14 protein-coding genes, 1 tRNA gene and 1 rRNA gene are annotated in these 26,035 nt (G+C 71.3%); 4 read left to right on the forward strand and 12 right to left on the reverse strand.

Going from position 1 to position 26,035, the window contains the following annotated elements; genetic code table 11:
• The first annotated feature begins 93 nt into the window (after positions 1–93).
• From ACFY2B_RS38700 to ACFY2B_RS38710, 3 genes are all read left to right on the forward strand, one after another.
• A complete protein-coding gene (locus ACFY2B_RS38700; RefSeq protein WP_390767739.1) occupies positions 94–5,298 on the forward strand; it encodes an ATP-dependent helicase in 5,205 nt (1,734 codons plus the stop codon).
• A 426-nt stretch (positions 5,299–5,724) separates the two neighbouring features.
• The gene (locus tag ACFY2B_RS38705) at positions 5,725–6,567 is read left to right on the forward strand and encodes a DNA-formamidopyrimidine glycosylase family protein (RefSeq protein ID WP_390767740.1); all 843 of its coding nucleotides are present in this window, start codon (positions 5,725–5,727) and stop codon (positions 6,565–6,567) included.
• A 32-nt stretch (positions 6,568–6,599) separates the two neighbouring features.
• Entirely contained in the window at positions 6,600–7,364 is a 765-nt protein-coding gene (locus tag ACFY2B_RS38710; protein ID WP_390767741.1) for an SDR family NAD(P)-dependent oxidoreductase, read from the forward strand.
• A 288-nt stretch (positions 7,365–7,652) separates the two neighbouring features.
• Here the strand turns inward: ACFY2B_RS38710 and ACFY2B_RS38715 are convergent, their stop codons facing one another.
• From ACFY2B_RS38715 to ACFY2B_RS38755, 9 genes are all read right to left on the reverse strand, one after another.
• The gene (locus ACFY2B_RS38715; protein ID WP_390767742.1) at positions 7,653–7,853 is read right to left on the reverse strand and encodes a hypothetical protein; all 201 of its coding nucleotides are present in this window, start codon (positions 7,851–7,853) and stop codon (positions 7,653–7,655) included.
• 233 nt (positions 7,854–8,086) lie between these two features.
• On the reverse strand, positions 8,087–8,461 hold the full coding sequence (locus ACFY2B_RS38720; RefSeq protein WP_351359580.1) for a helix-turn-helix transcriptional regulator: 375 nt from the start codon (positions 8,459–8,461) through the stop codon (positions 8,087–8,089).
• Between the two features lie 109 nt (positions 8,462–8,570).
• A complete protein-coding gene (locus ACFY2B_RS38725) occupies positions 8,571–9,116 on the reverse strand; it encodes a CinA family protein (RefSeq protein WP_390767743.1) in 546 nt (181 codons plus the stop codon).
• Positions 9,113–9,856: a CDP-diacylglycerol--glycerol-3-phosphate 3-phosphatidyltransferase gene (pgsA, locus tag ACFY2B_RS38730; protein WP_390767744.1), complete on the reverse strand. Its 744-nt coding sequence runs from the start codon at positions 9,854–9,856 to the stop codon at positions 9,113–9,115. Before pgsA ends, ACFY2B_RS38725 begins: the two co-directional genes overlap by 4 nt.
• Positions 9,853–11,331: a 30S ribosomal protein S12 methylthiotransferase RimO gene (rimO, locus tag ACFY2B_RS38735; protein WP_390767745.1), complete on the reverse strand. Its 1,479-nt coding sequence runs from the start codon at positions 11,329–11,331 to the stop codon at positions 9,853–9,855. Before rimO ends, pgsA begins: the two co-directional genes overlap by 4 nt.
• 94 nt (positions 11,332–11,425) lie before the next feature.
• Entirely contained in the window at positions 11,426–12,268 is an 843-nt protein-coding gene (locus ACFY2B_RS38740; protein ID WP_390767746.1) for a helix-turn-helix domain-containing protein, read from the reverse strand.
• A 275-nt stretch (positions 12,269–12,543) separates the two neighbouring features.
• Complete coding sequence (locus ACFY2B_RS38745) at positions 12,544–15,273, reverse strand: DNA translocase FtsK (RefSeq protein WP_390767747.1); 2,730 nt, start codon at positions 15,271–15,273, stop codon at positions 12,544–12,546.
• Positions 15,274–15,395: 122 nt separating this feature from the next.
• Positions 15,396–16,082, reverse strand: coding sequence for a two-component system response regulator (locus tag ACFY2B_RS38750; protein ID WP_389025455.1), 687 nt, complete (start codon positions 16,080–16,082; stop codon positions 15,396–15,398).
• A gap of 187 nt (positions 16,083–16,269) precedes the next feature.
• A complete protein-coding gene (locus tag ACFY2B_RS38755) occupies positions 16,270–21,729 on the reverse strand; it encodes a HAMP domain-containing protein (protein ID WP_390767748.1) in 5,460 nt (1,819 codons plus the stop codon).
• Positions 21,730–22,144: 415 nt separating this feature from the next.
• On the opposite strand from ACFY2B_RS38755, the gene ACFY2B_RS38760 reads away from it, so the two are divergent.
• Complete coding sequence (locus ACFY2B_RS38760; protein WP_390767749.1) at positions 22,145–24,901, forward strand: SpoIIE family protein phosphatase; 2,757 nt, start codon at positions 22,145–22,147, stop codon at positions 24,899–24,901.
• Positions 24,902–25,009: 108 nt separating this feature from the next.
• Here ACFY2B_RS38760 and ACFY2B_RS38765 read toward each other — a convergent pair.
• The 3 genes from ACFY2B_RS38765 to rrf all read right to left on the reverse strand — a co-directional run.
• A tRNA-Thr gene (locus tag ACFY2B_RS38765) sits at positions 25,010–25,082 on the reverse strand.
• Between the two features lie 85 nt (positions 25,083–25,167).
• Positions 25,168–25,830, reverse strand: a complete 663-nt coding sequence (locus ACFY2B_RS38770; protein WP_390767753.1) for a DegT/DnrJ/EryC1/StrS family aminotransferase — start codon at positions 25,828–25,830, stop codon at positions 25,168–25,170.
• A 114-nt stretch (positions 25,831–25,944) separates the two neighbouring features.
• Positions 25,945–26,035, reverse strand: a 5S ribosomal RNA gene (gene rrf, locus ACFY2B_RS38775); the annotation flags it as partial.

Raw genomic sequence — 26,035 nt, forward strand, 5'->3', positions numbered from 1 at the left:
CCAGCACCCGCCGCCGACCGCCGGACATTCCAGCCGAGGACAACGTCTACGCAGGTCAGAGCGATTGTCAGTGCTCGGGTGCAGGATGGACGCATGGTCAGCTCCGCACATCGAGCCCTCGACGGCTTCTCCCCCGCGACCCGCGGCTGGTTCACGGGGGCCTTCTCCGCGCCCACCGCGGCCCAGGCGGGCGCGTGGCAGGCCATCCGGGAGGGTTCGGACGTGCTGGTGGTGGCCCCGACCGGTTCCGGCAAGACACTGGCCGCGTTCCTCGCCGCTCTGGACCAGCTGGCCTCCTCCCCTCCACCGGCCGACCCCAAGAAGCGCTGCCGGGTGCTGTACGTCTCGCCGCTCAAGGCCCTCGCTGTCGACGTCGAGCGCAACCTGCGCAGCCCGCTGACCGGTATCCGGCACGAGTCCGTGCGCCTGGGCCTGCCCGAGCCGGAGGTGAAGGTCGGCATCCGCTCCGGTGACACCCCGGCGGCCGAGCGGCGTGCCCTGTCCACCCGCCCGCCGGACATCCTGATCACCACTCCCGAGTCCCTGTTCCTGATGCTGACCTCGGCCACCCGGGACGCGCTGACCGGCGTCGAGACGGTGATCCTGGACGAGGTGCACGCGGTCGCGGGTACGAAGCGCGGCGCGCATCTCGCGCTCTCCCTGGAGCGGCTGGACGAACTGCTGCCCAGGCCGGCCCGCCGCATCGGGCTGTCGGCGACCGTCCGGCCGGTGGACGAGGTGGCCCGGTATCTCTCGCCGCGCCGCAAGGTGGAGATCGTGCAGCCGGAGTCCGGCAAGGAGTTCGATCTCTCCGTCGTCGTCCCGGTGGAGGACCTGGGCGAGCTGGCCGGCTCCCCGGTCGCCGACGGCTCCGAGGGCGCGGAGCGGCCGTCGATCTGGCCGCATGTGGAGGAGCGGATCACCGACCTGGTGCAGGCCCACCGGTCGACGATCGTGTTCGCGAACTCCCGGCGCCTCGCCGAGCGACTGTGCAACCGGCTCAACGAGATCGCCTACGAACGGGCGACCGGCGAGCCCTTGGAGGAGCATCACTCCCCCGCCCAGCTGATGGGCGGCTCGGGTGCGGCCCAGGGCGCGCCTCCGGTCATCGCACGCGCCCACCACGGGTCGGTCTCCAAGGAACAGCGTGCCCTGGTCGAGGAGGACCTGAAGGCCGGCCGGCTGCCCGCCGTGGTGGCCACCTCCAGCCTGGAACTGGGCATCGACATGGGCGCGGTCGACCTCGTCGTCCAGGTGGAGTCGCCGCCCTCCGTAGCCTCCGGTCTCCAGCGCGTCGGCCGCGCGGGCCACCAGGTGGGGGCCGTCTCCACCGGTGTGGTCTTCCCCAAGTACCGCGGCGACCTGGTGCAGGCCGCCGTGGTCACCGAGCGGATGCGCACCGGCGCCATCGAATCGCTGAAGGTCCCGGCGAACCCGCTGGACGTCCTCGCCCAGCAGCTGGTCGCCATGACGGCGCTGGACACCTGGCAGTTCGACGATCTGCTGGCCGCCGTGCGCCGCGCCGCGCCCTTCGCGTCGCTCCCGGAGTCGGCATTCACGGCCGTCCTGGACATGCTCGCGGGCCGCTATCCGTCCGACGCCTTCGCCGAGCTGCGCCCGCGCGTGGTCTGGGACCGGGTCGCGGGAACGGTCACCGGGCGCCCCGGCGCGCAACGGCTCGCCGTCACCTCCGGCGGCACCATTCCCGACCGGGGTCTCTTCGGAGTCTTCCTCGCCGGCGCGGACCCCAAGAAGGGCGGCGGCCGGGTCGGCGAACTCGACGAGGAGATGGTCTACGAATCGCGCGTCGGAGACGTCTTCACACTGGGCACGAGTTCCTGGCGCATCGAGGACATCACGCGCGACCGGGTCCTGGTCTCCCCGGCGCCTGGTGTGCCGGGCAGGCTGCCCTTCTGGAAGGGCGACCAGCTCGGCCGCCCGCTCGAACTGGGCCGGGCCGTGGGCGCGTTCCTGCGCGAGGTCGGCTCGCTCCCCGAGGACGACGCCCGGCTGCGGCTGCTCGCCGCCGGACTCGATGCCTGGGCCGCGGACAACGTCCTGTCCTACCTGGCCGAGCAGCGCGAGGCATGCGGTCATGTCCCCGACGACCGCACGATCGTCGTGGAGCGCTTCCGCGACGAACTGGGCGACTGGCGTGTCGTCGTCCATTCCCCCTTCGGCGCCCAGGTGCACGCCCCGTGGGCGCTCGCGCTCGGCGCCCGCCTGTCCGAGCGCTACGGCATGGACGCGCAGGTCATGCACGCCGACGACGGCATCGTGCTGCGGCTGCCCGACGCCGATCTGATGGGCCTGGACCTGCTCGACCAGGAACCCGCGAAGGGGTCCACGGCGTACGACGCCGACCAGGCGCCCGTCGGCGCGGCGGACGTCGCTTTCGACAAGGGCGAGGTCGACCGGACCGTCACCGACCAGGTGGGCGGCTCGGCGCTGTTCGCCTCCCGATTCCGCGAGTGCGCCGCCCGCGCGCTGCTGCTGCCGCGCCGCAACCCCGGCCGTCGTACCCCGCTGTGGCAGCAGCGCCAGCGTGCCGCCCAACTGCTCCAGGTGGCGAGCGAGTTCGGCTCGTTCCCGATCGTCCTGGAGGCGGTCCGCGAGTGCCTCCAGGACGTCTTCGACGTCCCCGGGCTGGTCGAGCTGATGGGCGACATCGAGTCCCGCCGGGTCCGCCTGGTCGAGGTCACCACCCCCGAACCGTCACCGTTCGCGCGTTCCCTCCTGTTCGGCTACGTCGCCCAGTTCCTGTACGAGGGCGACTCCCCGCTGGCCGAACGCCGGGCCGCCGCCCTGTCCCTGGACTCACGGCTGCTGGCCGAGCTGCTGGGCCAGGCGGAGTTGCGCGAACTGCTCGACGCGGAGGTGCTGACCGAGCTGGAGCGGGAGCTGCTGTGGCTCACCGAGGACCGCCGGGTCAAGGACGCCGAGGGCGTGGCCGACCTGCTGCGGCTGCTCGGACCGCTCACCGAGGCCGAACTGGCCGAGCGCGGCGCCGACCCGCGGTGGGCAGGGGAACTGGCCGCCGCCCGCCGGGCCATCCGGGTCCGGATCGCCGGAGCCGACCACTGGGCGGCGGTGGAGGACGCGGGCCGCCTGCGCGACGCCCTCGGCACGGCGCTGCCGGTGGGGGTGCCCGAGGCATTCACCGAACCGGTCAAGGACCCGCTCGGCGACCTCCTGGCCCGGTACGCCCGCACCCACGGCCCGTTCACGTCGGCAGCCGCGGCGGCCCGCTTCGGGCTGGGCGTTGCGGTCACGGAAGGGGCCCTCCAGCGGCTCGCCGCGGGCGGCCGGGTCGTCCAGGGCGAGTTCCACCCCGCGGGGATCGGCCAGGAGTGGTGCGACGCGGCCGTGCTGCGCAGGCTGCGCCGGCGTTCCCTGGCCGCGCTGCGGCACGAGCTGGAGCCGGTGCCACCGCCGGCGCTCGCACAGTTCCTGCCGCAGTGGCAGCACATCGGGAGGGGGCACGGTCTGCGCGGCGCCGACGGACTGGTGCGCGCCGTCGAGCAGTTGCAGGGCGCACCCGTCCCGGCGTCCGCCCTGGAGAAGCTGGTCCTGCCGTCGCGGGTGGCGAACTACACCGCGTCGATGCTCGACGAACTCACCTCGACCGGCGAGGTCGTCTGGGCGGGAGCGGGGGCGCTGCCCGGCAAGGACGGCTGGGTGTCGCTGTATCTGGCGGACGCGGCCCCCCTGCTCCTGCCGCCGCCCCACCCCCTGGAGCCGACCGCGCTGCACCAGTCGGTACTGGACGCCCTCTCCGGCGGGTACGGCCTGTTCTTCCGGCAGATCGCCGACCAGGTCCGCGCCACCACGCACCCCGACGTCACCGATCCCCAACTGGCCGACGCCCTGTGGGACCTGGCCTGGTCCGGGCGGCTGACGAACGACACGCTGACCCCGATGCGGTCCCTGCTGGGCTCGGGCCGCACGGCGGGCTCCACGGCCCACCGCGCCAAGCGCACCGTCCCGCGTGGCCGCTACGGCTCCCTGACGGCCGCCGCCCGACCCGTCTCCCGAGCCGGCCCGCCGACCGTCGCGGGCCGTTGGTCCCTGCTGCCGCAGCGCGAGCCCGACACCACCGTGCGCGCCCACGCCCTGGCCCGCACGCTGCTCGACCGGCACGGCGTGGTGACCCGTGGAGCGGTTGCCGCCGAGGGCGTGGAGGGCGGCTTCTCGGCCGTCTACCGGATCCTGTCCGCGTTCGAGGAGAGCGGCCAGGCCCGCCGCGGCTATGTCGTCGAGGGGCTGGGCGCCGCGCAGTTCGCGATGGACGGCGCCGTGGACCGGCTGCGAGCGGTGGCCAACGCCCGGGAGCGTGGCGACGGCCTGCCCGCCGCACCCGGCTCCGGGAACGGCGGCCGGGGACTCGAATGGGGCGACGCCCCTGACTTCGGCCCCGACGACTTCCCAGGCGCCGACGCAACGTGGAACGACAGTTTCCCGGGCCCCGGCACACCCGCGAACGACCCCTCCACGGACACCTCCCAAGCCCCCCGCCCGACCGGGAACAGCGGCCTCCCGAACTCCGGCGGACCCGAGACCGACCCCTCGCCCACCACCTTCGACCAGGCCCCCGCCGCCTCCGGTCCGGCTCCCGCCGATCTCGATCCGACCACCACCGGATGGGACGCCGAGAGCGGAACCGGCAGGGCGGGCGAGCCCGACCCGGACGACGGATTCCCCTGGCCGACGGGCCACCGCACCGCTCCGGGGGACTACGTCTCCCCCGAAGACCTCAGAGATCACCGAGACCCCGGAGAGCCTGCCTCGCCGGGGTACGGCGGTCCGCGAGGCGGCCAAGCCCTGCCGTACGGCGCCGGGTACGGCGACCGCCGTCCCCGTACCCCCACCTTCACCTCCGACCGGCGCCGCCTTACGTCCACCGCCGACGGCCGGGCGGTCGTCCTCGCCGCCGCCGACCCGGCGAACGCCTACGGGTCGGCCCTCCCCTGGCCCGAGCCACCGACCGGGGCCGGGCACAAACCGGGCCGCAAGGCGGGTTCGCTGGTGGTCCTGGTGGACGGCGAGCTGACGCTCTACATGGAGCGCGGCGGCAAGACCCTGCTGGCCTGGCCCGCCGCTCCGGACACCGACCCCGCCGACGACACGCGGCTGCACGCCGCCGCGGACGCCCTGGCGGCCGCGGCCCGTGCGGGTGCCCTCGGCACGGTCACGGTGGAGCGGGTCAACGGCGCCTCGGCCCTGACCTCCCCCATCGGCACTCTGCTGGAAGGAGCCGGTTTCGTGGCGACCCCGCGCGGCCTGCGCCTCAGGGCGTGATCCGCAGGGCACCGAGCGGACGGACGACGAATCGACCGCCACCCACCACCGCCGTGCGCCCCGCCACCCCCTGTCGTCCGCCACACCACCGCCGCCATGCGTCCCGCCAGCCCCTGTCGTCCGCCACCCCGCCCCCGACCATCACCCCCGCCGCTCTCGCCGTGCACCACACCACCACTGACCGTCCCAACCCCTGACCATCCACCGCACCACCACTGCCATCCACCCCCGCCGCCCCGGCCATGCGGTCCGCCCCCGCCACCCTGGCCATCCACCCCACCCCGGCGATGCACTCCGCCCCGCCACCGCTAACCGTCCCGCCAAGCCGCCCCGCCATCCATGCCATGCCATGCCATGTCACACCATCCGCCCCCTCCACCTCCGCCACCCCCGCCGCCCCCGCCGCCCCCGTGCCACCCTTGACCCATGCCCGAAGGTGACACGGTCTGGCAGGCCGCGAGGCAGTTGCACGGCGCGCTCGCGGGGCGGGTGCTGACCCGCAGCGACCTGCGGGTGCCCAGGTACGCCACGGTCGATCTCACCGGACGCACCGTCCTGGACGTCATCCCACGCGGCAAGCACCTGCTCACCCGTATCGAGGGCGGCCTCACGCTGCACACGCATCTGCGGATGGACGGCGCCTGGCAGGTGTACGGCGAGGGCCGGCGCTGGAATGGCGGCCCGGCCCACCAGATCCGTGTGATCCTGGGCACCGGGGAGGACACCGCGGTGGGCTACCGCCTCCCGGTCCTGGAGCTGTTGCGCACCCCCGACGAATCACGCGTCGTCGGCCATCTGGGCCCCGACCTGCTCGGCCCCGACTGGGACCCGGGAACGGCCCTCGCCAACCTCCTCGCCGACCCGGCCCGGCCCCTCGGCGAGGCACTGCTCGACCAGCGCAACCTGGCCGGCATCGGCAATGTCTACAAGAGCGAACTCTGCTTCCTGCTCGGTGCCACCCCGTGGCTCGCGGTGGGCGCCCTGCCCGAGGACCGTGCCGCGCAGTTGCCCGCCCTCGCGAAGCGGCTCCTTGAGGCCAACCGCGACCGGCCGGTCCGCGCCACCACGGGCCGGCGCGGCCAGGACCTGTTCGTCTACGGCCGCGCGCCCCGCCCGTGCCTGCGCTGCCACACCCCGGTCCGGGTGGCCGACCAGGGGGACGGCTCCCGGGAGCGCCCCACGTACTGGTGCCCGAACTGCCAACGGGGCCCGGCCCCCGCGCCGGGTTCTGCCCAGGCCCGCGGTATCCGTCCCCGTACCAACAATTGACGAACCGTCAGAAACGCCCGTACGGTCGCTGCATGCCCGTCAAGGCGTACGACCTCACCGGACGCACCGCATTCGTCACCGGCGCCGCGAGCGGCATCGGCCGGGCCTCCGCCGTACTGCTCGCCGGGGCGGGCGCCACCGTGCACTGCGCCGACCGGGACCCGGCCGGCCTGGACGAGACGGCCGACCTGGTCAAGGCCCGAGGTGGCGCCGCCCGCATCCATCGGCTGGACGTCACGGACCGGGCGCGGCTGCGGGAGGCCGTGCGGTCCTGCGAGCGGTTGGACGTTCTGGCGGCGATCGCCGGGATCATGCACAGCAGCCCGGTGCTGGAGACCCGTGACGAGGATCTCGACCGGGTGCTGGCCGTCAACTTCAAGGGCGTCCTCCACGCCTGCCAGGAGGCGGCACGCCTGATGCTCGACCTCGGCTCGCCGGGCAGCATCGTCACCATGGCCTCCGGCGCCGTCGACACCGGCGGCCCCGGGCTGCTCTGCTACGGCGCGGCGAAAGCGGCCGTGGTGCAGCTCACAAAAACACTGGCGACCGAGGTCGGACGGCACGGCATCCGGGTCAACGCGGTCGCACCGGGCTGGATCCGCACGCCCATGACCGAGCGCCACGACCACGCGACACAGACCCACACCGAGGCGCTGATGTCCCGCATGGCGCCGCTGGGCCGGGTCGGCACGGCGGAGGAGATCGCGCACGCCGTGCTGTACCTGGCGTCCGACGCGTCGTCGTTCACGACCGGCCAGATCCTGCGTCCGAACGGTGGCGTCGCGATGCCCTGGTGACATCACCGGCCCGCCAGGCGGCCACCCACCGCTCCGGCCCGACGGCGCCCGTGGCGGACGCCTTCGGCATGCAGTGCACCGGCAGCAGGCTCAGCCCCCACCCGCCGGCCGCGACGGCACCTTCCAGGGCGCCCACGTCCGCTCCGAGCACGATGCGCACGACGGCCCACGCCCACACCGCGCCGAGCCCCGCAACCATCCCCCAGCACACTGTCCGCCGCACCATGGGCCCACCTCCAGCCGGACGCTAGAACGCCGCCTCACCCGCCGTGCAGGCGCATGGACGGCTCACCGATGCAGCACCGGACCACACGCGGTCGGCCACCGGGCCGACGGCCGTCGCCGCGGGGTCCGCCATCCGTCCTCCGCCGACGGCGGGCCGGCCGTCAGCAGGCCGACGAGGACGCTGTGCGGCTCCTCGGCCACGATCCCGGGGGTCGCGTCCTGAAGCGGGCTCCTGTCCGACAGCAGGCCCTCGACGACGTACATGCACAGTCTCCGTAGCCTCCGTCGGCTCACCCGACCCGAACCCGATCCCGATCCGCCCCTCCACCATGACCGCCCCACCCGATACCGGCAAATGGACGCAAAAGGAATTCCGACGGCCTAGGACGCACGGCGGGTGCACAGAGCGGAGGCCCTGGCCATGCCCTCCGGGTCTTCCCGGAAAGGCCCGGCCAGGGCCTCCCACGTATCGCGTTACAGGGCCATGCGTGTGAACGTCACGCGGCGACCACGTCCACCGCCTCGGCGGGCGCCTTGATGGTCACCCGTTCCGGTGGCACGCCGGTCACCGAAACGGAACCCAGCATCGGGCGAACCGGCGCGGGCACGGACTCGGTGGCCGCGGCAGACCTGGCAAGCTCGGCGAGGGCGAGTTCGTCGCTCACTTCTCGCATGAGCTCGGACATCCGTACGTCCAGCGCGTCGCAGATGGCGGAGAGCAGTTCGGAGGAAGCCTCCTTCTGCCCCCGCTCCACCTCGGAGAGATAGCCGAGTGAGACTCGGGCGGACGAGGAGACTTCGCGCAGAGTACGGCCCTGGCGTTGGCGCTGCCGACGCAGCACGTCACCAAGCAGGCGACGGAGCAGAATCATCGGTGGCTCCCTCCTCGGACCGCGTAGCCGCATCCTTCTCGCCCCACCGTACCGCCTCGCGCCGCGGCCGTGCGGGGAGCGATGTCGTGTTCACTCAGGGCTGCAAACATCAAAACCCCCCGTTCTGTTCCGTATCCTGTGCCCGCTCATTCCCGGTCTGTTCGCCCGCAAGCTCCTTCAGAAGCAGTGCGAGTACGCTCCGTACACTCTCCATACGAATTTCCGCACGTCGGCCGTTCAACCGCAGGGCCTCCACTTTTCCGCCACCGGCAGAACCGGACCCCGGTCCGAAGGGCCCGTCGACGGCCACGAACACCGTTCCCACGGGCTGCCCGTCCTGCGGTTCGGGCCCGGCCACGCCGGTCGTGGCGATCCCCCAGTCGGCACCCAGCGCCCTGCGCACTCCGGCCGCCATCTGGGCCGCGACCTGCGGATCCACTGCCCCGCTGCGGGCCAGCAGACCGTCATCGACGGCCAGCAGCCGGTGCTTCAAATCAGTGGCGTAGGCGGTGACCGATCCCCGGAACGCCTTCGAGGCCCCGGCGACCGCGGTGATCTCGGCCGCCACCAGCCCGCCGGTGAGCGACTCCGCGACGGCGAGCGTCTCGCCCCTCACCGTGAGTAGTCGCACCACGTCGGCTGCCTCGGAGTTCACGCTTCCGAATCCTCCAGCACCGCCGTGCGCTCGGCCACTCCGCGCCTGCGCAGCACAATGGCCTGTCTCACATAGTCGAGTCCGGTCGCGACGGTCAGCACCACCGCCGCCGCCATCACCCAGAACCTCAGGCTGGCCAGCCAGCCCGTCAGCGCCAGCACGTACATCCCCACGGCCACGCCCTGCGTGAGCGTCTTGAGCTTGCCACCGCGGCTTGCCGGGATCACGCCGTAGCGGATGACCAGGAAACGCAGCAGCGTGATGCCCAGTTCCCGGCCGAGGATGACGATCGTCACCCACCAGGGCAGGTCACCGAGCGAGGAGAGACAGATCAGCGCGGCCCCCATTATCGCCTTGTCGGCGATGGGGTCGGCGATCTTCCCGAAGTCGGTCACCAGGTCGTAGGTGCGCGCCAGGTGGCCGTCGAACAGGTCCGTGATCATGGCGATGGCGAACGCGGCCCAGGCCAGCGAGCGCCACGCCGGGTCGTAACCGCCGTCGGCCAGCATCAGCGCCACGAAGGCGGGGACGAGGAGCAGCCGGAGCATGGTCAGCAGGTTGGCGACGTTCCAGACGCTGGCCTGGTCGACGGCCGCGGCCGCCAGCTTTCCGGCGCGCGCGGGCAGTGTGCCGCCCTGTGCTCCGGAGGCCGCCGTGCCCGGGAGTCCCTCGTCCGCGGAGGCCGGGGCCCCCTGCGGGCCGGAGGGCCCGCCTGCGGCGGATGCCGGGGCTCCCGTCATCTGCCCGCCTCCTCACTACACGCGAGCGAGCCCTCCAGCGGCTCGGCCACCAGGTCGACACCTTCCGTACCGACCACTTTCGCCTCGACCATACGACCGACGCTCAGGCCCGCGCCGCTCGTGAGCAGCACTTGGCCGTCCGTCTCCGGCGCCTGGTGCGCGCCGCGGCCGTACGGCCCGTCCTCGGCGTCCTCGGCGACGGACTCGACCAGCACCCGCACCGTCTCGCCCACGCGTTCCTCGGCCCGCTGCGAGACCAGTTCCTCGGCCAGCCGGGAGATGTGCGCGAGCCGTTCGGCGACGACGTCCTGGTCGAGCTTGTCGTCGTACGTCGCCGCCTCCGTGCCCTCCTCGTCGGAGTAGCCGAACACGCCGATGGCGTCCAGCCTGGCGTGGTTCAGGAAGCGCTCCAGCTCGGCGAGGTCGGCCTCGCTCTCGCCGGGGAAGCCGACGATGAAGTTGGAGCGCACGCCGGCCTGCGGGGCCTTGGAGCGGATGGTGCCGAGCAGTTCCAGGAAGCGGTCGGTGTCACCGAATCGGCGCATGGCACGCAGCACACCGGGTGCGGAGTGCTGGAAGGACAGGTCGAAGTAGGGGGCGACCTTCGGGGTGGAGGTCAGCACGTCGATCAGCCCGGGGCGCATCTCGGCCGGCTGGAGGTAGCTGACCCGCACCCGCTCGATGCCGTCGACCTCGGCCAGCTCGGGCAGCAGCGACTCCAGCAGGCGGATATCGCCCAGGTCCTTGCCGTACGAGGTGTTGTTCTCGGAGACCAGCATGATCTCCCTGACGCCCTGCTCGGCCAGCCATCGCGTCTCGTTCAGCACATCGCTCGGACGGCGTGAGACGAAGGAGCCGCGGAAGGACGGGATCGCGCAGAAGGAGCAGCGCCGGTCGCAGCCGGAGGCCAGCTTGACCGAGGCGACCGGCGAACCGTCCAGGCGGCGGCGCAGGGGCGCCCGCGGGCCCGAGGCCGGGGCGACGCCCTCCGGCAGGTCGGCGGGTCCGTGCCCGGGCAGGGCGACCGAGGCGGCCGACTCCTGGCGCTCGGCGGGGCTGATCGGCAGCAGCTTGCGCCGGTCGCGCGGGGTGTGCGCGGCGTGGATGCCGCCGCTCAGGATGGTCTGCAGCCGGTCGGAGATGTCCGCGTAGTCGTCGAAACCGAGCACGCCGTCCGCCTCGGGAAGGGCCTCGGCCAGGTCCTTGCCGTACCGCTCGGCCATGCAGCCCACCGCCACGACGGCCTGCGTTCTGCCGTGCCCCTTGAGGTCGTTGGCCTCAAGGAGGGCATCGACGGAGTCCTTCTTGGCGGCCTCGACGAAGCCACAGGTGTTGACCACGGCCACATCGGCATCCGTGGCGTCCTCGACGAGCTGCCAGCCGTCCGCTTCCAAACGGCCTGCGAGCTCCTCGGAGTCCACCTCGTTACGGGCGCAGCCGAGTGTGACGAGTGCGACGGTACGGCGTTCAGGCATGCGCTCAAGACTACTTTGTCTCACTGACAGCCCACGCCGACGGGGTTGGCCGATCATGGCCAACCCCGTCTCCGCACGCCCCTCCGGAATCCGGCTAGCCGACCGCGGGGTCGCCCTTGGTGTAGGTGAGGCGCTCGACGGCACCCGGCTTGAAGTCGTCCTGGATCTTCTTGCCGTTGACGTAGAGCTGGACGGCCCCGGCGTCGCCGAGGATCAGGTTGACCTTCGAGCCGTCCTGGAAGGTCTTGGAATCGCCCTTCTCCAGCAGGCCGTCGAACAGCATCCGGCCGCTGTGGTCCTTGGCCGAGATCCAGCTCCGGCCGTCGACGGCGCTCACCTGGACGGTCACCTTGTCCTGCGGGGCGGCCGCGATGGCGCTGTCGGACGGCGCGGGCGTCTGTTCCTCGGACGTGGTCTTCGTCGGCGTCGGGGAGGCGGGGTTGCTGGTCGCGGCCGTGGCGCCCTCGGCGACCTGCGCCTTGTCGCCGTTTCCGCCGTCGCCGCCCTTGAAGGCGGTGAAGCCGACGAAGCCGACCACGGCGACGATCGCGGCGACCATGGCCGCGGTCCAGTTGGGCCCGCGCCGCTCCGGGCGGATACGTTCCGCCTCGAAGAGCGGGGCGGTCGAGGTGGGCGCGGGCCGCCCGCCGTGCTCGGCGTCGTACCGCGCGATCAGCGGGGCCGGATCGAGGTGCACGGCCTTGGCCAGGGTCCGGATGTGCCCGCGGGCGTACACGTCGCCGCCGCACGGAGCGAAGTCGTCGGCCTCGATGGCGTGCACGATGGCGTTACGCACCCGGGTGGCGCTGCTGACGTCATCGACCGTCAGCCGGGCCGCGATGCGCGCCTGCCGGAGGGTACGGCCGACGGAGACTCGGGATTCCTCGGACACGTCTGGGAACGGACGCTCGTCTTCAGGGGAGTTGCCGATGGACACGGGGGCGCCTTTCGAGCGTGTAGCCACCTGTGCTGGAAATTCAGTCTAGGGGGGGTACGAAAGGGTGGGGCAACCGGGCGGTAGGACTTTGTACGCCATCGGTATGGCCGGTCATCCCGATGACGGGCCGGGCCCGGACCCCGGACGGGACCCGCGCCTGGCCACTCGCTCAACTTGACGTACCACAAAGGGAAACGGTTGCTCGCCGATCTCTAACGGGTGGATCACGGTCATGCCCCACCCGGCTGAATCCAGACCGCCGAACGGGCCCTTCCCTATCCTTCGGACTCCCCGCGGATCACGGCGAGCACGCCGTCCAGCTCGTCGGGTTTCACCAGAACGTCCCGGGCCTTGGATCCCTCGCTGGGCCCGACGACACCGCGGGACTCCATGAGGTCCATGAGCCGGCCCGCCTTGGCGAATCCGACGCGCAGTTTGCGCTGGAGCATCGACGTCGATCCGAACTGCGTGGAGACGACCAGTTCGGCCGCCTGGCAGAGCAGGTCGAGGTCGTCGCCGATGTCCTCGTCGATCTCCTTCTTCTGCTTGGTGCCGACAGTGACGTCGTCCCGGAAGACGGGCGCCATCTGGTCCTTGCAGTGCTGGACGACGGCCGCGACCTCTTCCTCGGTCACGAACGCGCCCTGCAGACGGGTGGGCTTGTTCGCGCCCATCGGCAGGAACAGCCCGTCACCCTTGCCGATCAGCTTCTCGGCGCCGGGCTGGTCGAGGATGACCCGCGAGTCGGCGAGCGAGGAGGTGGCGAACGCGAGCCGCGAGGGCACGTTCGCCTTGATGAGTCCGGTGACCACGTCGACCGAGGGGCGCTGGGTGGCGAGCACGAGGTGGATGCCGGCGGCGCGCGCGAGCTGGGTGATGCGCACGATCGCGTCCTCCACGTCGCGCGGCGCGACCATCATCAGGTCGGCCAGCTCATCGACGATGACCAGCAGGTACGGGTACGGCTGGAGCTCCCGCTCGCTGCCCTCCGGCGCCTTCGCCTTACCGCTGCGGACGGCCGCGTTGAAGTCGTCGATGTGCCGGTAGCCGAAGGCCGCCAGGTCGTCGTAGCGCAGGTCCATCTCGCGCACCACCCACTGGAGCGCCTCGGCCGCCCGCTTCGGGTTGGTGATGATCGGCGTGATCAGGTGCGGGACGCCCTCGTAGGCGGTCAGCTCGACGCGCTTGGGGTCGACCAGGACCATCCGGACGTCCTCCGGGGTCGCCCGCATCATGATCGAGGTGATCAGGCAGTTGATGCAGGACGACTTGCCGGAACCGGTGGCGCCGGCGACGAGCACGTGCGGCATCTTCGCGATGTTCGCCATCACATAGCCGCCCTCGACGTCCTTGCCGAGCGCGACCAGCATCGGATGGTCGTCCTCGGCGGCCTCCGCGAGGCGCAGCACGTCGCCGAGGTTGACCATCTCCCGGTCGGTGTTCGGGATCTCGATGCCGACCGCGGACTTGCCGGGGATGGGGCTGATGATCCGCACGTCCGGGCTGGCGACGGCGTACGCGATGTTCTTGGTGAGCGCGGTGATCCGCTCGACCTTGACGGCGGGGCCCAGCTCGACCTCGTAGCGGGTGACCGTCGGCCCGCGGGTGAACCCGGTGACGGCCGCGTCGACCTTGAACTCCGTGAAGACGTTGGTGAGCGAGGCGACTATGGCGTCGTTGGCCGCGCTGCGCGCCTTGCCGGGGCCGCCGCGGGTGAGGAGGTCGAGCGAGGGCAGCGAGTAGGTGATGTCACCGGACAGCTGGAGCTGCTCGGCGCGCGGCGGCAGGTCGCGGATCTCCTCGGGGGCCGACTTGGTCAGGTCGGGCACGACCGCGTCGGTCTCCAGCCGCTCCTGCTTGGGCCGCGCGGCCGGGACGGGGGTCGGGACCGGCGTCGGGGTGGTCTCCTCGCGGTCTCCCACGCTCACGCCCTGGGTGAGGCCGGCGACCAGTGGCGAGGGCGGCATGCCGTGCATGACGGCGCCGTCGAGGTCGGCCGCGGCCGCCGCGGCGATGTCGACGGCGTCCAGCCGCCGGTCCATCGCGGGCTGCGGCACCGCGGAACGCCTGGGACGGCCCCGCCGCTTGGAGAGGGCTTCCTGCTCGGCTCCCTCGGGGTCGTACGCCGGGGAGCCGCCCTGGCGGCCGCGAGGGCGCGCGGGCAGGGCGTCGCGCCATTGCTGCTCGTAGCGCTCGTCGTCCTCGGTGGCGCCCTCGTCCTGTGCGTCCTGCGGTTCGTGCAGCACGCCGAGCCGGACGCCGAGCGTCCGCAGTCGCTGCGGGATGGCGTTGACCGGGGTGGCCGTGACGACGAGCAGCCCGAAGACGGTGAGCAGCACGAGCAGCGGCACGGCGAGGACATCGGTCATGGTGTACGACAGCGGGGTCGCCGCCGCCCAGCCGATGAGTCCGCCGGCGTCCCTTATCGCCTGCATCCCGTCGCTGCGGGCGGGCGAGCCGCAGGCGATGTGGACCTGCCCGAGCACGCCGATGAGCAGCGCGGACAGGCCGATCACGATACGGCCGTTGGCCTCCGGCTTCTCGGGATGCCGGATGAAGCGCACGGCGATCACCGCGAGCAGTATCGGCACGAGCAGGTCGAGTCGGCCGAAGGCACCGGTCACCAGGATCTCGACGAGGTCACCGACCGGGCCGCGCAGATCCGCCCAGGTGCCGGCGGCGACGATCAGCGCGATACCGAACAGCAGCAGCGCGACACCGTCCTTGCGGTGCGCCGGGTCGAGGTTCTTCGCACCCTGCCCTATCCCGCGGAAGACAGCGCCGACGGCATGCGCGAGACCCAGCCAGAGCGCGCGCACGATCCGGTAGAGGCCCCCGGTGGGGCTCGGTGCCGGCTTGGGCGCGGGCTTCTTCGCCGCGGCCTTCCTGGCGGGCGCCTTCTTGGCCGGTGCCTTCTTCGCGGCGGCCTTCTTCGCCGGGGCCTTCGCCTGAGCCGCCGCCTTCTTGGCGGGCTGCTTCTTCGCTGCGGAGGGACGTGAGGCCATGGAGGTGAGATTACCGGGGGAGACGACGGTGGACACGCGTGCCCAGCGCTTCACCCGTTCGTGTCGCCTCTGCCGAGGCGCAGAACTGACGCACGCTCACGCGACCGTGGACCGGGCGGGCGTCAGTTCTGCGTCGGCAGCGTCGGGGCACCGCCGCCGGTTCCGGGCTCCAGGGCGTCGAGCGCCCGGCGCAGCCCCGTCAGTTTGCGTTCCAGATGGGCGGCCGTGGCCACCGCCGCCGCGTCCGCGGATTCGTCGTCCAACTGCTTGGACAGCGCCTCGGCCTGCTCCTCCACGGCCGCGAGCCGCGCCGACAGTTCGGCGAGCAGCCCCGCGGACTCCTTGCCGGGCCCGCCGACCGCGCCCTTGCCGCCGCCCTCCAACTGGAGCCGCAGCAGCGCCGCCTGCTCGCGCAGCTGACAGTTCTTCATGTACAGCTCGACGAACACCGAGACCTTCGCGCGTAGCACCCACGGGTCGAAGGGCTTGGAGATGTAGTCGACCGCACCCGCGGCATAGCCCCGGAAGGTGTGGTGCGGGCCATGGTTGATCGCGGTCAGAAAGATGATCGGGATGTCCCGGGTCCGCTCCCGCCGCTTGATGTGCGCCGCGGTCTCGAAACCGTCCATGCCCGGCATCTGGACGTCCAGCAGAATGACCGCGAAATCGTCCGTGAGCAGTGCCTTGAGCGCTTCCTCCCCGGACGATGCCCGCACCAGTGTCTGATCGAGCGCAGAGAGGATGGCCTCCAGCGCCAGCAGATTCTCCGGCCGGTCATCGACCAGGAGGATCTTGGCCTTCTGCACCATGGCCCGCCCTCCTCGCCCCGGCGGTACACCGGGCGCCGCCCCAGGGGACGACTCCCTTGCGCCGCCCGTCCTTGTGCCGGTCATGGTAGCCGCACCCCGCCCGTCGCCACACCCTGTCACCGCGATGTCACTGTGCACATAGCAGAAACGCCGCGGGAGGCCGGAAGGTTCCCCGAAACCCACACCATCACACGCTCTCCTCCTGCATCCACTGATGCATCACCGACAGCAGATGGTCCGGATCGACCGGCTTGGTGACGTAATCGGACGCCCCGGACTCGATCGCCTTCTCCCGGTCGCCCTTCATCGCCTTCGCGGTCAGCGCGATGATCGGCAACCCGGCGAACTGCGGCATCCGACGGATCGCGGTCGTCGTCGCATAGCCGTCCATCTCAGGCATCATGATGTCCATCAGGACGACCGCCACGTCGTCGTGCTGCTCCAGCACCTCGATGCCCTCACGGCCGTTCTCGGCGTACAGCACGGACAGGCCGTGCTGCTCCAGGACGCTGGTGAGGGCGAAGACGTTGCGGATGTCGTCATCGACGATCAGCACCTTCTCGCCGCCGAACCGCACGCCACGGCGCGGCTGCGGGGCGGCCTGCTGCTCCGTGGCCGGCCGCGGCTCGGGCCGCTGGTCGATCTCCGGTGTGCCCCTGCGGCGGCGCCGGAAGAGAGCCGCGGCGCCGTTCTGCGTCTCCTGGTACGACTTCACCTCGGCCGGTGTCTCGATCTCCGCCGCGGACAGCTCGGACAGCTGGTCCTCGGAGGAGATCAGATCGCTCACCTGCAGCACGGCCACCGACTGCTGGTAGCCCTGCGGCGGCAGTTCGCTCGGGTGCAGCGGCAGGTACAGCGTGAACGTCGAACCGCGGCCCGGCTCGCTCTGCGCGTGGATCTCGCCGCCGAGCAGCTGCGCGATCTCCCGCGAGATGGACAGCCCGAGGCCCGTACCGCCGTACTTGCGGCTGGTCGTGCCGTCCGCCTGCTTGAACGCCTCGAAGATGACCCGCATCTTGCCGGCCGCGATGCCGATCCCGGTGTCGGTCACCGAGAAGGCGATCAGCTCCGCGTCCGCGTCGGTGAGCGAACCGGCCTCCAGCAGCTGCTCCCGGACCCCCACCGGGACGTCCGCACCGGCCGTCCGGATCACCAGCTCGACCGACCCGGAGTCGGTGAACTTCACCGCGTTCGACAGCAGGTTCCGCAGCACTTGCAGAAGGCGCTGCTCGTCCGTGTGCAGCGTGGCCGGCAGCTCCGGGGAGACCCGTACGGACAGGTCCAGGCCCTTCTCCGCGGTCAGCGGCCGGAACGTGGCCTCCACGTAGTCCACCAGCTGGACGAGCGCGATGCGCGTCGGGGAGACGTCCATCTTGCCGGCCTCGACCTTCGACAGGTCCAGGATGTCGTTGATCAGCTGAAGCAGGTCGGAGCCGGCCCCGTGGATCGTCTCGGCGAACTCGACCTGTTTCGGCGTGAGGTTGGAGTCCGCGTTGTCGGCGAGCAGCTTGGCGAGGATCAGCAGCGAGTTGAGCGGGGTGCGCAGCTCGTGGGACATGTTGGCCAGGAACTCGCTCTTGTAGCGCATGGAGACCGCGAGTTGCTCGGCGCGCTCCTCCAGGACCTGCCGTGCCTCCTCGATCTCGGTGTTCTTGACCTCGATGTCGCGGTTCTGCTGGGCCAGCAGTTCGGCTTTCTCCTCCAGCTCGGCGTTGGACGCCTGGAGCGCCTTCTGCCGGTTCTCCAACTCGGCCGAACGCTCCCGAAGTTGCTCGGTCAGCTCCTGCGACTGCTTCAGCAGCACCTCGGTCTTGGTGTTCACCGAGATGGTGTTGACGCTGGTCGCGATCATCTCGGCGATCTGGTTGAGGAAGTCCTTCTGGATGTGCGTGAACGGCGTGAAGGACGCCAGCTCGATCACCCCGAGCACCTTGCCCTCGAACAGCACCGGCAGCACGATCACCTGCGCGGGCGGCGCCTCACCGAGCCCCGAGGAGATCTTCAGATAGCCGCTGGGCGCGTTCTCCACCAGGATCGTGCGCTTCTCCTCGGCGGCCGTCCCGATCAGTGCCTCGCCGGGGCGGAACGACGTCGGCATGGAGCCCATCGAATAGCCGTACGAACCGAGCATGCGCAGCTCGTACGCGTCCTCGTTCGCGGCGTTCCGGTCCTTGCCGTCGACCGTCGGCATCGCCAGGAAGAACGCGCCGTGCTGCGCGGAGACCACCGGCGTCAGCTCGCTCATGATCAGCGAGGCGACGTCCTCCAGGTCGCGACGGCCCTGCATCAGCGCCGAGATACGGGCCAGGTTGCCCTTGAGCCAGTCCTGCTCCTCGTTGGCGATGGTCGTGTCACGCAGGTTGGCGATCATCTTGTTGATGTAGTCCTGCAACTCCTCGATCTCGCCGGACGCGTCCACGTCGATCTTCAGGTTCAGGTCGCCCCGGGTCACCGCGGTCGCCACCCGCATGATGGCCCGCACCTGCCGGGTCAGGTTCCCGGCCATCTCGTTCACGGACTCGGTCAGGTCCCGCCAGGTCCCGTCCACGTCACGCACGCGTGCCTGCCCGCCCAGCTGGCCCTCCGTGCCCACCTCGCGGGCGACCCGGGTGACCTCCTCGGCGAAGCTCGACAACTGGTCGACCATGGTGTTGATCGTCGTCTTGAGTTCGAGGATCTCGCCCCGGGCGTCGATGTCGATCTTCTTCGTCAGGTCACCCTTGGCGATGGCCGTGGTGACCATGGCGATGTTGCGGACCTGGCCCGTCAGGTTCGACGCCATCTGGTTCACCGACTCGGTGAGGTCCTTCCAGGTGCCGGCCACGCCCGGGACGTGCGCCTGGCCGCCGAGGATGCCGTCCGTGCCCACCTCACGGGCCACCTTGGTGACCTGGTCGGCGAACGAACTCAGCGTCTTGACCATCGTGTTGATGGTGTCGGCGAGCTGCGCCACCTCGCCGCGCGCCTCGATCGTCACCTGGCGCGTCAGGTCGCCGTTGGCGACGGCCGCCGACACCTGGGAGATGTTGCGCACCTGCATGGTCAGGTTGTTGGCCATCAGGTTCACGTTGTTGCTGAGGTCCTTCCAGATGCCGGTGACACCCGGCACGTGCGCCTGGCCGCCGAGGATCCCCTCGGTGCCCACCTCGCGGGCCACCCGGGTCACCTGTTCGGCGAAGGACGACAGCTGGTCGACCATGGTGTTGACCGTGGTGACGAGTTCGAGGATCTCGCCCTTCGCGTCCACGGTGATCTTCTTCGACAGGTCGCCCTTGGCGACCGCGGTGGTGACCTCGGCGATGTTGCGCACCTGGATCGTCAGGTTGTTCGCCATGAAGTTCACGGACTGCGTGAGGTCCTTCCAGGTGCCCGCCACCCCCTGCACCTCGGCCTGGCCGCCCAGCATGCCCTCGGTGCCCACCTCGCGCGCGACGCGCGTGACCTCCTCGGCGAACGACGACAGCTGGTCGACCATCGTGTTCAGGGTGTTCTTCAGCTCCTGGATCTCCCCGCGCGCGTCCACGGTGATCTTCTGGGACAGGTCGCCGCGCGCCACCGCGGTGGCCACCTGCGCGATGTTGCGGACCTGGGCGGTGAGGTTGCCGGCCATGCCGTTCACCGAGTCGGTCAGGTCGCGCCACACGCCCGCCACGCCGGGTACCTGGGCCTGCCCGCCGAGGCGCCCCTCGGTGCCCACCTCGCGGGCCACCTTGGTGACCTGGTCGGCGAAGGCGGAGAGCTGGTCGACCATCGTGTTGATGGTGTTCTTCAGCTCCAGGATCTCCCCGCGCGCGTCGACGTCGATCTTCTGGGACAGGTCGCCCCGCGCCACCGCCGTCGTCACCTGGGCGATCTGCCGTACCTGGGACGTCAGGTTGCCCGCCATGAAGTTGACGGAGTCCGTCAGCTCCTTCCAGGTGCCCGAGACGCCGTCCACCCGGGCCTGACCCCCGAGGCGGCCCTCGGTGCCCACGTCCCGGGCCATCCGGGTCACCTGGTCGGCGAAGCTCGACAACTGGTCCACCATCGTGTTCACGGTGTTCTTCAGCTGGAGCATCTCGCCGGAGACGTCGACCGTGACCTTCTGGGACAGGTCGCCGTTCGCCACCGCCGTCGTCACCTGGGCGATGTTGCGGACCTGCCCGGTGAGGTTGCGGAAGGCGGTGTTGACCGAGTCGGTGAGGTCCTTCCAGGTGCCCGCCGCGCCCGGCACCTGCGCCTGGCCGCCCAGCTCGCCCTCGACCCCGACCTCCCGCGCCACCCGCGTGACCTCGGCGCCGAAGGCGGAGAGCTGGTCCACCATCCCGTTGACGGTGTTCTTCAGCTCCAGCATCTCACCGGCCACGTCCACGGTGACCTTCTGCGACAGGTCACCGCTCGCCACCGCCGTCGTCACGGCGGCGATGTCCCGCACCTGGGTGGTCAGGTTCCGGAACACCGTGTTCACGGAGTCCGTGAGGTCCTTCCAGATCCCCGCGGCACCCGGCACGTTCGCCTGGCCGCCGAGCCGGCCCTCCGCGCCGACCTCGTTGGCCACCCGGGTGACCTCGTCGGCGAAGATCCGCAGCGTCTCGGTCATCTGGTTGATCGTCTCGGCGAGCTGCGCGACCTCGCCGCGCGCCGGGACGGTCACCTTCCGCGACAGGTCACCGTTGGCGACCGCGGTCGTGACCTGCGAGATCCCCCGCACCTGGGCCGTCAGGTTGCCCGCCATGGTGTTGACCGAGTCGGTCAGTTCCTTCCACACGCCGGCCACCCCGGACACCTGCGCCTGACCGCCCAGGATGCCTTCGGTGCCCACCTCGCGCGCGACCCGCGTCACCTCGGACGAGAACGCGGAGAGCTGCTCCACCATCGTGTTGACGGTGTTCTTCAGCTCCAGCATCTCACCGGCCACATGGACGGTGACCTTCCGTGACAGATCACCGCGCGCGACCGCCGTGGTGACCAGCGCGATGTCCCTGACCTGCGCGGTCAGCTGGCGGGCCATGGTGTTGACCGAGTCCGTGAGGTCCTTCCACGAACCGGACATGCCGCGCACCCTGGCCTGGCCGCCCAGCTTGCCCTGGGTGCCGACCTCGCTGGCCACGCGCGTGACCTCGTCGGTGAACGTGGAGAGCTGGTCGACCAGATTGTTGACGGTCCGTCCCACCCGCAGGAACTCGCCCCGCAGCGGATGCCCCGTGCCGTTCGGCCCGTGCGTCCGCAGTTCCATGCGCGGCGACAGGTCGCCCTCGGCCACCGCGGTCAGGACCCGGCCGACCTCCGAGACGGGCCGTACGAGATCGTCGACGAGCGCGTTCGAAGCGTCGATGGCCGCCGCCCAGGAGCCCTCGCAGGCCCCCGTCTCCAGCCGCTCCGTGAGCTTTCCCTCACGTCCGACCATGCGCCGCACCCGGGACAGCTCGCCTGTCAGGTGCATGTTGCGCTCGGCGACCTCGTTGAACACGGCGGCGATCTCCGACATCACCCCGTCGCCGGACACCGTGAGCCGCTTGCGGAAGTTCCCGTCGCGCATGGCGACGAGAGCCACGAGCAGCCGGTTCAGGGCGGCGCCGTCCACCGTGGCGGTGCCGCCCTGCTTTCCCTGGGAGCGTCCGCCTTTCGCGCGCGTCTCAGTGCTCCGCGTCGCTGCGCCAGACTCCACTGTGTCCCTCCCGCAGGGGTCGACCTTCACTGCTGTGTTCGGGTACCACCGCTCGGCGTACCAATTACTGCGGCGTACCGGTGTTCCGGCGTACCGCCTACTGCTGCAGGGTCTTTCTGCCAGATGTGATCCGCCCGCACCAAGGGCTGCTGCCCCCCGTGCACAGAACACACCCAGCCTGCCCGGACCTTCACAAGAAGCTTGCCCAGTGTTTCACCCCCACCGAACCAGGCCATAACAGTTCGGCAGCTTCGCACATCGTCCGCACACCCGGGGGGCGTAAACACCGGCAACCGGCATCCGTCCGGACCGCGAAGGTAAGTAACCTTGCATGCGGCTGTCCAGCCGCACCGGTCCGACCGGCCTGGGCGGTGGGACGAGCACGAGCGGGCATCGGAGGGGCGGCCGCAGAACCATGACCACCGGACTGATCCCCGGGGGACAGCCCCCGGACCGGCCGAAGGACACGCGGATGCCGCAGCAGCGGCGCGAGCAGACCGGCCACGCAGCCCTTTCCGTCGACAACCGGCCGAGGAGTTCAGTGATCACCGCGCGCGCGGCCGCCAGTTTCGAGCCCGTGGGGCGATCCGTCGCGACCGCCCGGTCCTTCGTCCGCGACACCCTCCAGGGCTGGGGCTTCGCCGACATCGTCGACGACGCCGTGGTCCTCACCAGCGAACTGGTGACGAACGCCGTGGTGCACGCGGGCACGCAAGCGGACGTGCTGTGCCTGCGCACCGAGGAAGGCGTACGGATCGAGGTCGCCGACCGCTACCCGGAGCGCGAGGTGCCCCTGCAGAGCGCGGCGGTCACCATGGGCAGCCCGGACCGCGAGGGCGGGCGCGGACTCCAACTGTGCGCGGCCCTGGCCGACCGCTGGGGCGTCGACTACACGCCGACGCACAAGAACGTCTGGTTCCAGCTCGACCCGCCCGAGCGCCCGGTCGGCACCCGTACGGCCGGCCCGTCCCTGCCCGCCGACCTGCTGCCGCTCGCCGACGGCCGGGTCCGCGTGGCGGTCGTCCAGATCGACCGTGAGGGCGCCGTCACGTCCTGGAACGAGGACGCCGGGGAACTCTTCGGTTACACCGCCGACCAGGTCACCGGCAAGCCCCTGACCGACCTCGCGGCCTGGCCGCACACCCCCGGCACCAGCACCGGCATCGCGGAGGCGCTGCGCCTCTCCCGCTGGGAGGGCAGTTACGGCATCCGCGGCGCCGACGGCCGGGTCACCCCGGTGTACGCCTCCCACCTGCGGGTGCGCGACACGGGCGGCGAGCCGTCCACGGTCTGCCTCCTGGTACGGGACCACGAACGCGCCGTCCTGCAGACCCCGTTGCGCGGCCCGGCCGCCGACACTCCCCCGGCCGCCGACGGCCAGGGCGCCGACCCCTTCGAAGTCTTCATCGGCTCGCCCGCCCCGGACGACCTCGACGGACTCCTCCAGCGCACGGTGGAGCGCGCCCGCGACATGCTCGACGGCGACTCCGCCTTCCTGCTCCTGGCGACCGACGACGAGACGGAGTTGGAGGTCCGGGCCTCCACCGGACTGCCCTCGGCGCGTCAGCGCTTCGCACGCGTGCCCGTGGAAGCAGGACCCGGCCGCTACGGCTCGGCCCGGATGCCGGCCGTCCACGACGACCTCGCGGCCGTCCCGGGCGCCGCACCGCTGCTGGACGGCACCGGCATGCGCTCGGTGGTCACCGTCCCGCTCAAGGTGGAGGGCCGCCTCACGGGCTCCCTCGGCGTCGCCGCGGAGGCGCCCCGCAGGTATTCCAACGAGGAGGCCCTGCGCCTGCAGTTCGCCGCCGACCGCATCGCCCTGGCCGTCGAATCCGCCCGCCTGGGCGAGCTGGAGCGGCTGCGGCGCGGCTCGCTGAGCTTCCTGGTGGAGGCTTCCGACCTGCTCGCCGGCACGCTCGACCGGGACCAGACGCTCGCCCTGATGGCCCAGATGACGGTGCCGACCCTGGCCACGTGGTGCGCCGTCTACACCATCGCCGACCAGGCGTCGGAACCGTACCTGTCGTACGTCCTGCACGAGGACGAGGAACTCATCGACGGCATCAAGTCGTTGCTGTCGAAGGTCCCGCCGCCGGACCCGGTACCGACCCCCGGCGCCCGGGTCTGGACGGCCCCCGCCGAGGTGGCCCACCAGGCGGCCCTGCGCACGTCCATGCGCAGCCTCGGCCTGAGCGGCGGCCGACCGCCGCAGCAGCTCTCGGCCGGTATCGGCCCGACGCTCGCCACCGCCTCCGCGGTGGGCGGCGAGACCGTCGTCCTTCCGCTCGTGGCCCGCAACCGCGTCATCGGCATGCTCACCCTGGGCAAGCCGACCGACGAGCACTTCCGGCAGGAAATCCTGGAGCTGGCCGAGGACTTGTCCCGCCGGGCCGCCCTGGCCCTGGACAACGCCCGCCTGTACTCGGAGCGCACGGCCATCAGCCAGTCCCTCCAGCGCAGCCTCCTGCCGCCGGGCCTGCCGCAGATCGACGGCGTGGAGGTGGAGGTCATCTACCGCGCGGCCGGCGAGGGCAACGAGGTCGGCGGCGACTTCTACGACCTCTTCCCGATCAGCGACGGCGCCTACGGCTTCGCTATCGGCGACGTCTGCGGCACGGGCCCCAACGCGGCGGCGGTGACCGGCCTGGCCCGGCACGCGCTGCGTCTGCTGGCGCGCGAGGGCCTGAGCGGCCCCACGGTCCTGGAGCGCCTGAACTCGGCCATCCTCGACGAGGGCGCCCGCAGCCGGTTCCTGACGCTCCTGTACGGCGAGATGCGCCCGCAGCCGGACGGCAGCGCGGAGTTGAAGGTGGTGTGCGCGGGCCATCCGCTCCCCCTCCGGCTCCGCCAGGACGGCACGGTGGAGGCCGCGGCCGAACCCCAGCCGCTGCTCGGCGTCATCGAGGACCTGGAACTGTACGAGGAGACGGTCACCCTCGACCCGGGCGACGTCCTGCTCTGCGTCACGGACGGCGTCACCGAACGCCGCGAGGGCGCCCGCATGCTGGGCGACGACGGCCTCGCGGACGTCCTCACGACGTGCACGGGCCTCACGGCCGGCGCGGTCGCGGCACGCATCATGCGCGCGGTGGAACGCTTCGCGTCCGACGCCCCGTCCGACGACATGGCGATCCTGGCGATGCGCGTCCCGGGCCTGCAAAAGGACTGAAACGGCCGGAAAGCCCGGAGAACGCGCAGACTCCGGAGAACACGGCACTGGAAAACCCGGGAAACGAGAAAGGGTCCCACCCGACTGGGTGGGACCCTTTCTCAGCGGAGCCCCCAAACGGAATCGAACCGTTGACCTTCTCCTTACCATGGAGACGCTCTACCGACTGAGCTATAGGGGCCTGTTGCCTTTTCGAGGTTTCCCCCGGCAACGGAAGAGAGCATACCCCGAACGGAGCCGCGCTCCCAAATTCGTTCGGTGCTCGTTCAGAAGGCGGGCTGAAGCAGCCCGCCGAGCACATTGCACGCGGACACGATCCGTTGCATGTCCCGCTTGGTCAACGAGGCGTCCACGGGCAGCGCCAGCGTCTCGTCCGCGGCCCGCTCGGTCTCCGGCAGCGACACGCACCGGCGGAACTCGGGCAGCCGGTGCACGGGCGTCTTCACCGGCACGCGGCACTCGACTCCCCTGGCCCGCACGGCGCGTGCGAAGGCATCCCGGTCCGGCCGGCCGTTGCCGGGCACGCGCACGACGTACTGCTGGAAGGTGTGCCCGTCTCCGCCGTCGGGGGTGCGTACGCCGCGCAGCTTGGCATCGAGATAGCCGGCCCGCTGCCGCCGCTGGGCGATCTCGTCGTACGGCACTTCGGTCTCGGCCCGCTCCAGCACCAACAGCCCGTGTCGCTGTCCGATGCCGTGCAACCGCGCCAGGTCCGCCCGCCGTCCGAAGCGGTGGACGACGACCACCGCCGCGGTACGGGACGTCACCGCGGCCTCCACCGCACAGACATCGAGGCAGTACGACACCGGGTCTATGTCGGCGAACACCGGAAGTGCACCGACGAGGGCCACGGCCTCGGTGACCTCGACGTTCCCGAAGGCCGGCACGATGACCTCGTCGCCGACTCCGACACCGGCGGCGCTGAGCATGGCAGCAGTACCCATGTGCTGGATGCTGGGTGGGCAACGTGAACGTCACGTTACGGCAAACAAAAAAGGGTTGGTCCTTGAATCGAATTCAAGGACCAACCCTTTTCAATATTAGTTCGGCGGCGTCCTACTCTCCCACAGGGTCCCCCCTGCAGTACCATCGGCGCTGTAAGGCTTAGCTTCCGGGTTCGGAATGTAACCGGGC

It is taken from the genome of Streptomyces sp. NPDC001270 (assembly GCF_042896695.1).
GTDB lineage: Bacteria > Actinomycetota > Actinomycetes > Streptomycetales > Streptomycetaceae > Streptomyces.

Bases quoted from the DNA above. Each gene is read 5' to 3' on its own strand.
- ACFY2B_RS38750 (WP_389025455.1), bottom strand. From the start codon at position 16,082: ATGGTGCAGAAGGCCAAGATCCTCCTGGTCGATGACCGGCCGGAGAAT.
- ACFY2B_RS38700 (WP_390767739.1), top strand. From the start codon at position 94: ATGGTCAGCTCCGCACATCGAGCCCTCGACGGCTTCTCCCCCGCGACC.
- ACFY2B_RS38745 (WP_390767747.1), bottom strand. From the start codon at position 15,273: ATGGCCTCACGTCCCTCCGCAGCGAAGAAGCAGCCCGCCAAGAAGGCG.
- ACFY2B_RS38705 (WP_390767740.1), top strand. From the start codon at position 5,725: ATGCCCGAAGGTGACACGGTCTGGCAGGCCGCGAGGCAGTTGCACGGC.
- pgsA (WP_390767744.1), bottom strand. From the start codon at position 9,856: ATGACGGGAGCCCCGGCATCCGCCGCAGGCGGGCCCTCCGGCCCGCAG.
- ACFY2B_RS38715 (WP_390767742.1), bottom strand. From the start codon at position 7,853: ATGTACGTCGTCGAGGGCCTGCTGTCGGACAGGAGCCCGCTTCAGGAC.
- rimO (WP_390767745.1), bottom strand. From the start codon at position 11,331: ATGCCTGAACGCCGTACCGTCGCACTCGTCACACTCGGCTGCGCCCGT.
- ACFY2B_RS38770 (WP_390767753.1), bottom strand. From the start codon at position 25,830: ATGCTCAGCGCCGCCGGTGTCGGAGTCGGCGACGAGGTCATCGTGCCG.
- ACFY2B_RS38760 (WP_390767749.1), top strand. From the start codon at position 22,145: ATGACCACCGGACTGATCCCCGGGGGACAGCCCCCGGACCGGCCGAAG.
- ACFY2B_RS38710 (WP_390767741.1), top strand. From the start codon at position 6,600: ATGCCCGTCAAGGCGTACGACCTCACCGGACGCACCGCATTCGTCACC.
- ACFY2B_RS38720 (WP_351359580.1), bottom strand. From the start codon at position 8,461: ATGATTCTGCTCCGTCGCCTGCTTGGTGACGTGCTGCGTCGGCAGCGC.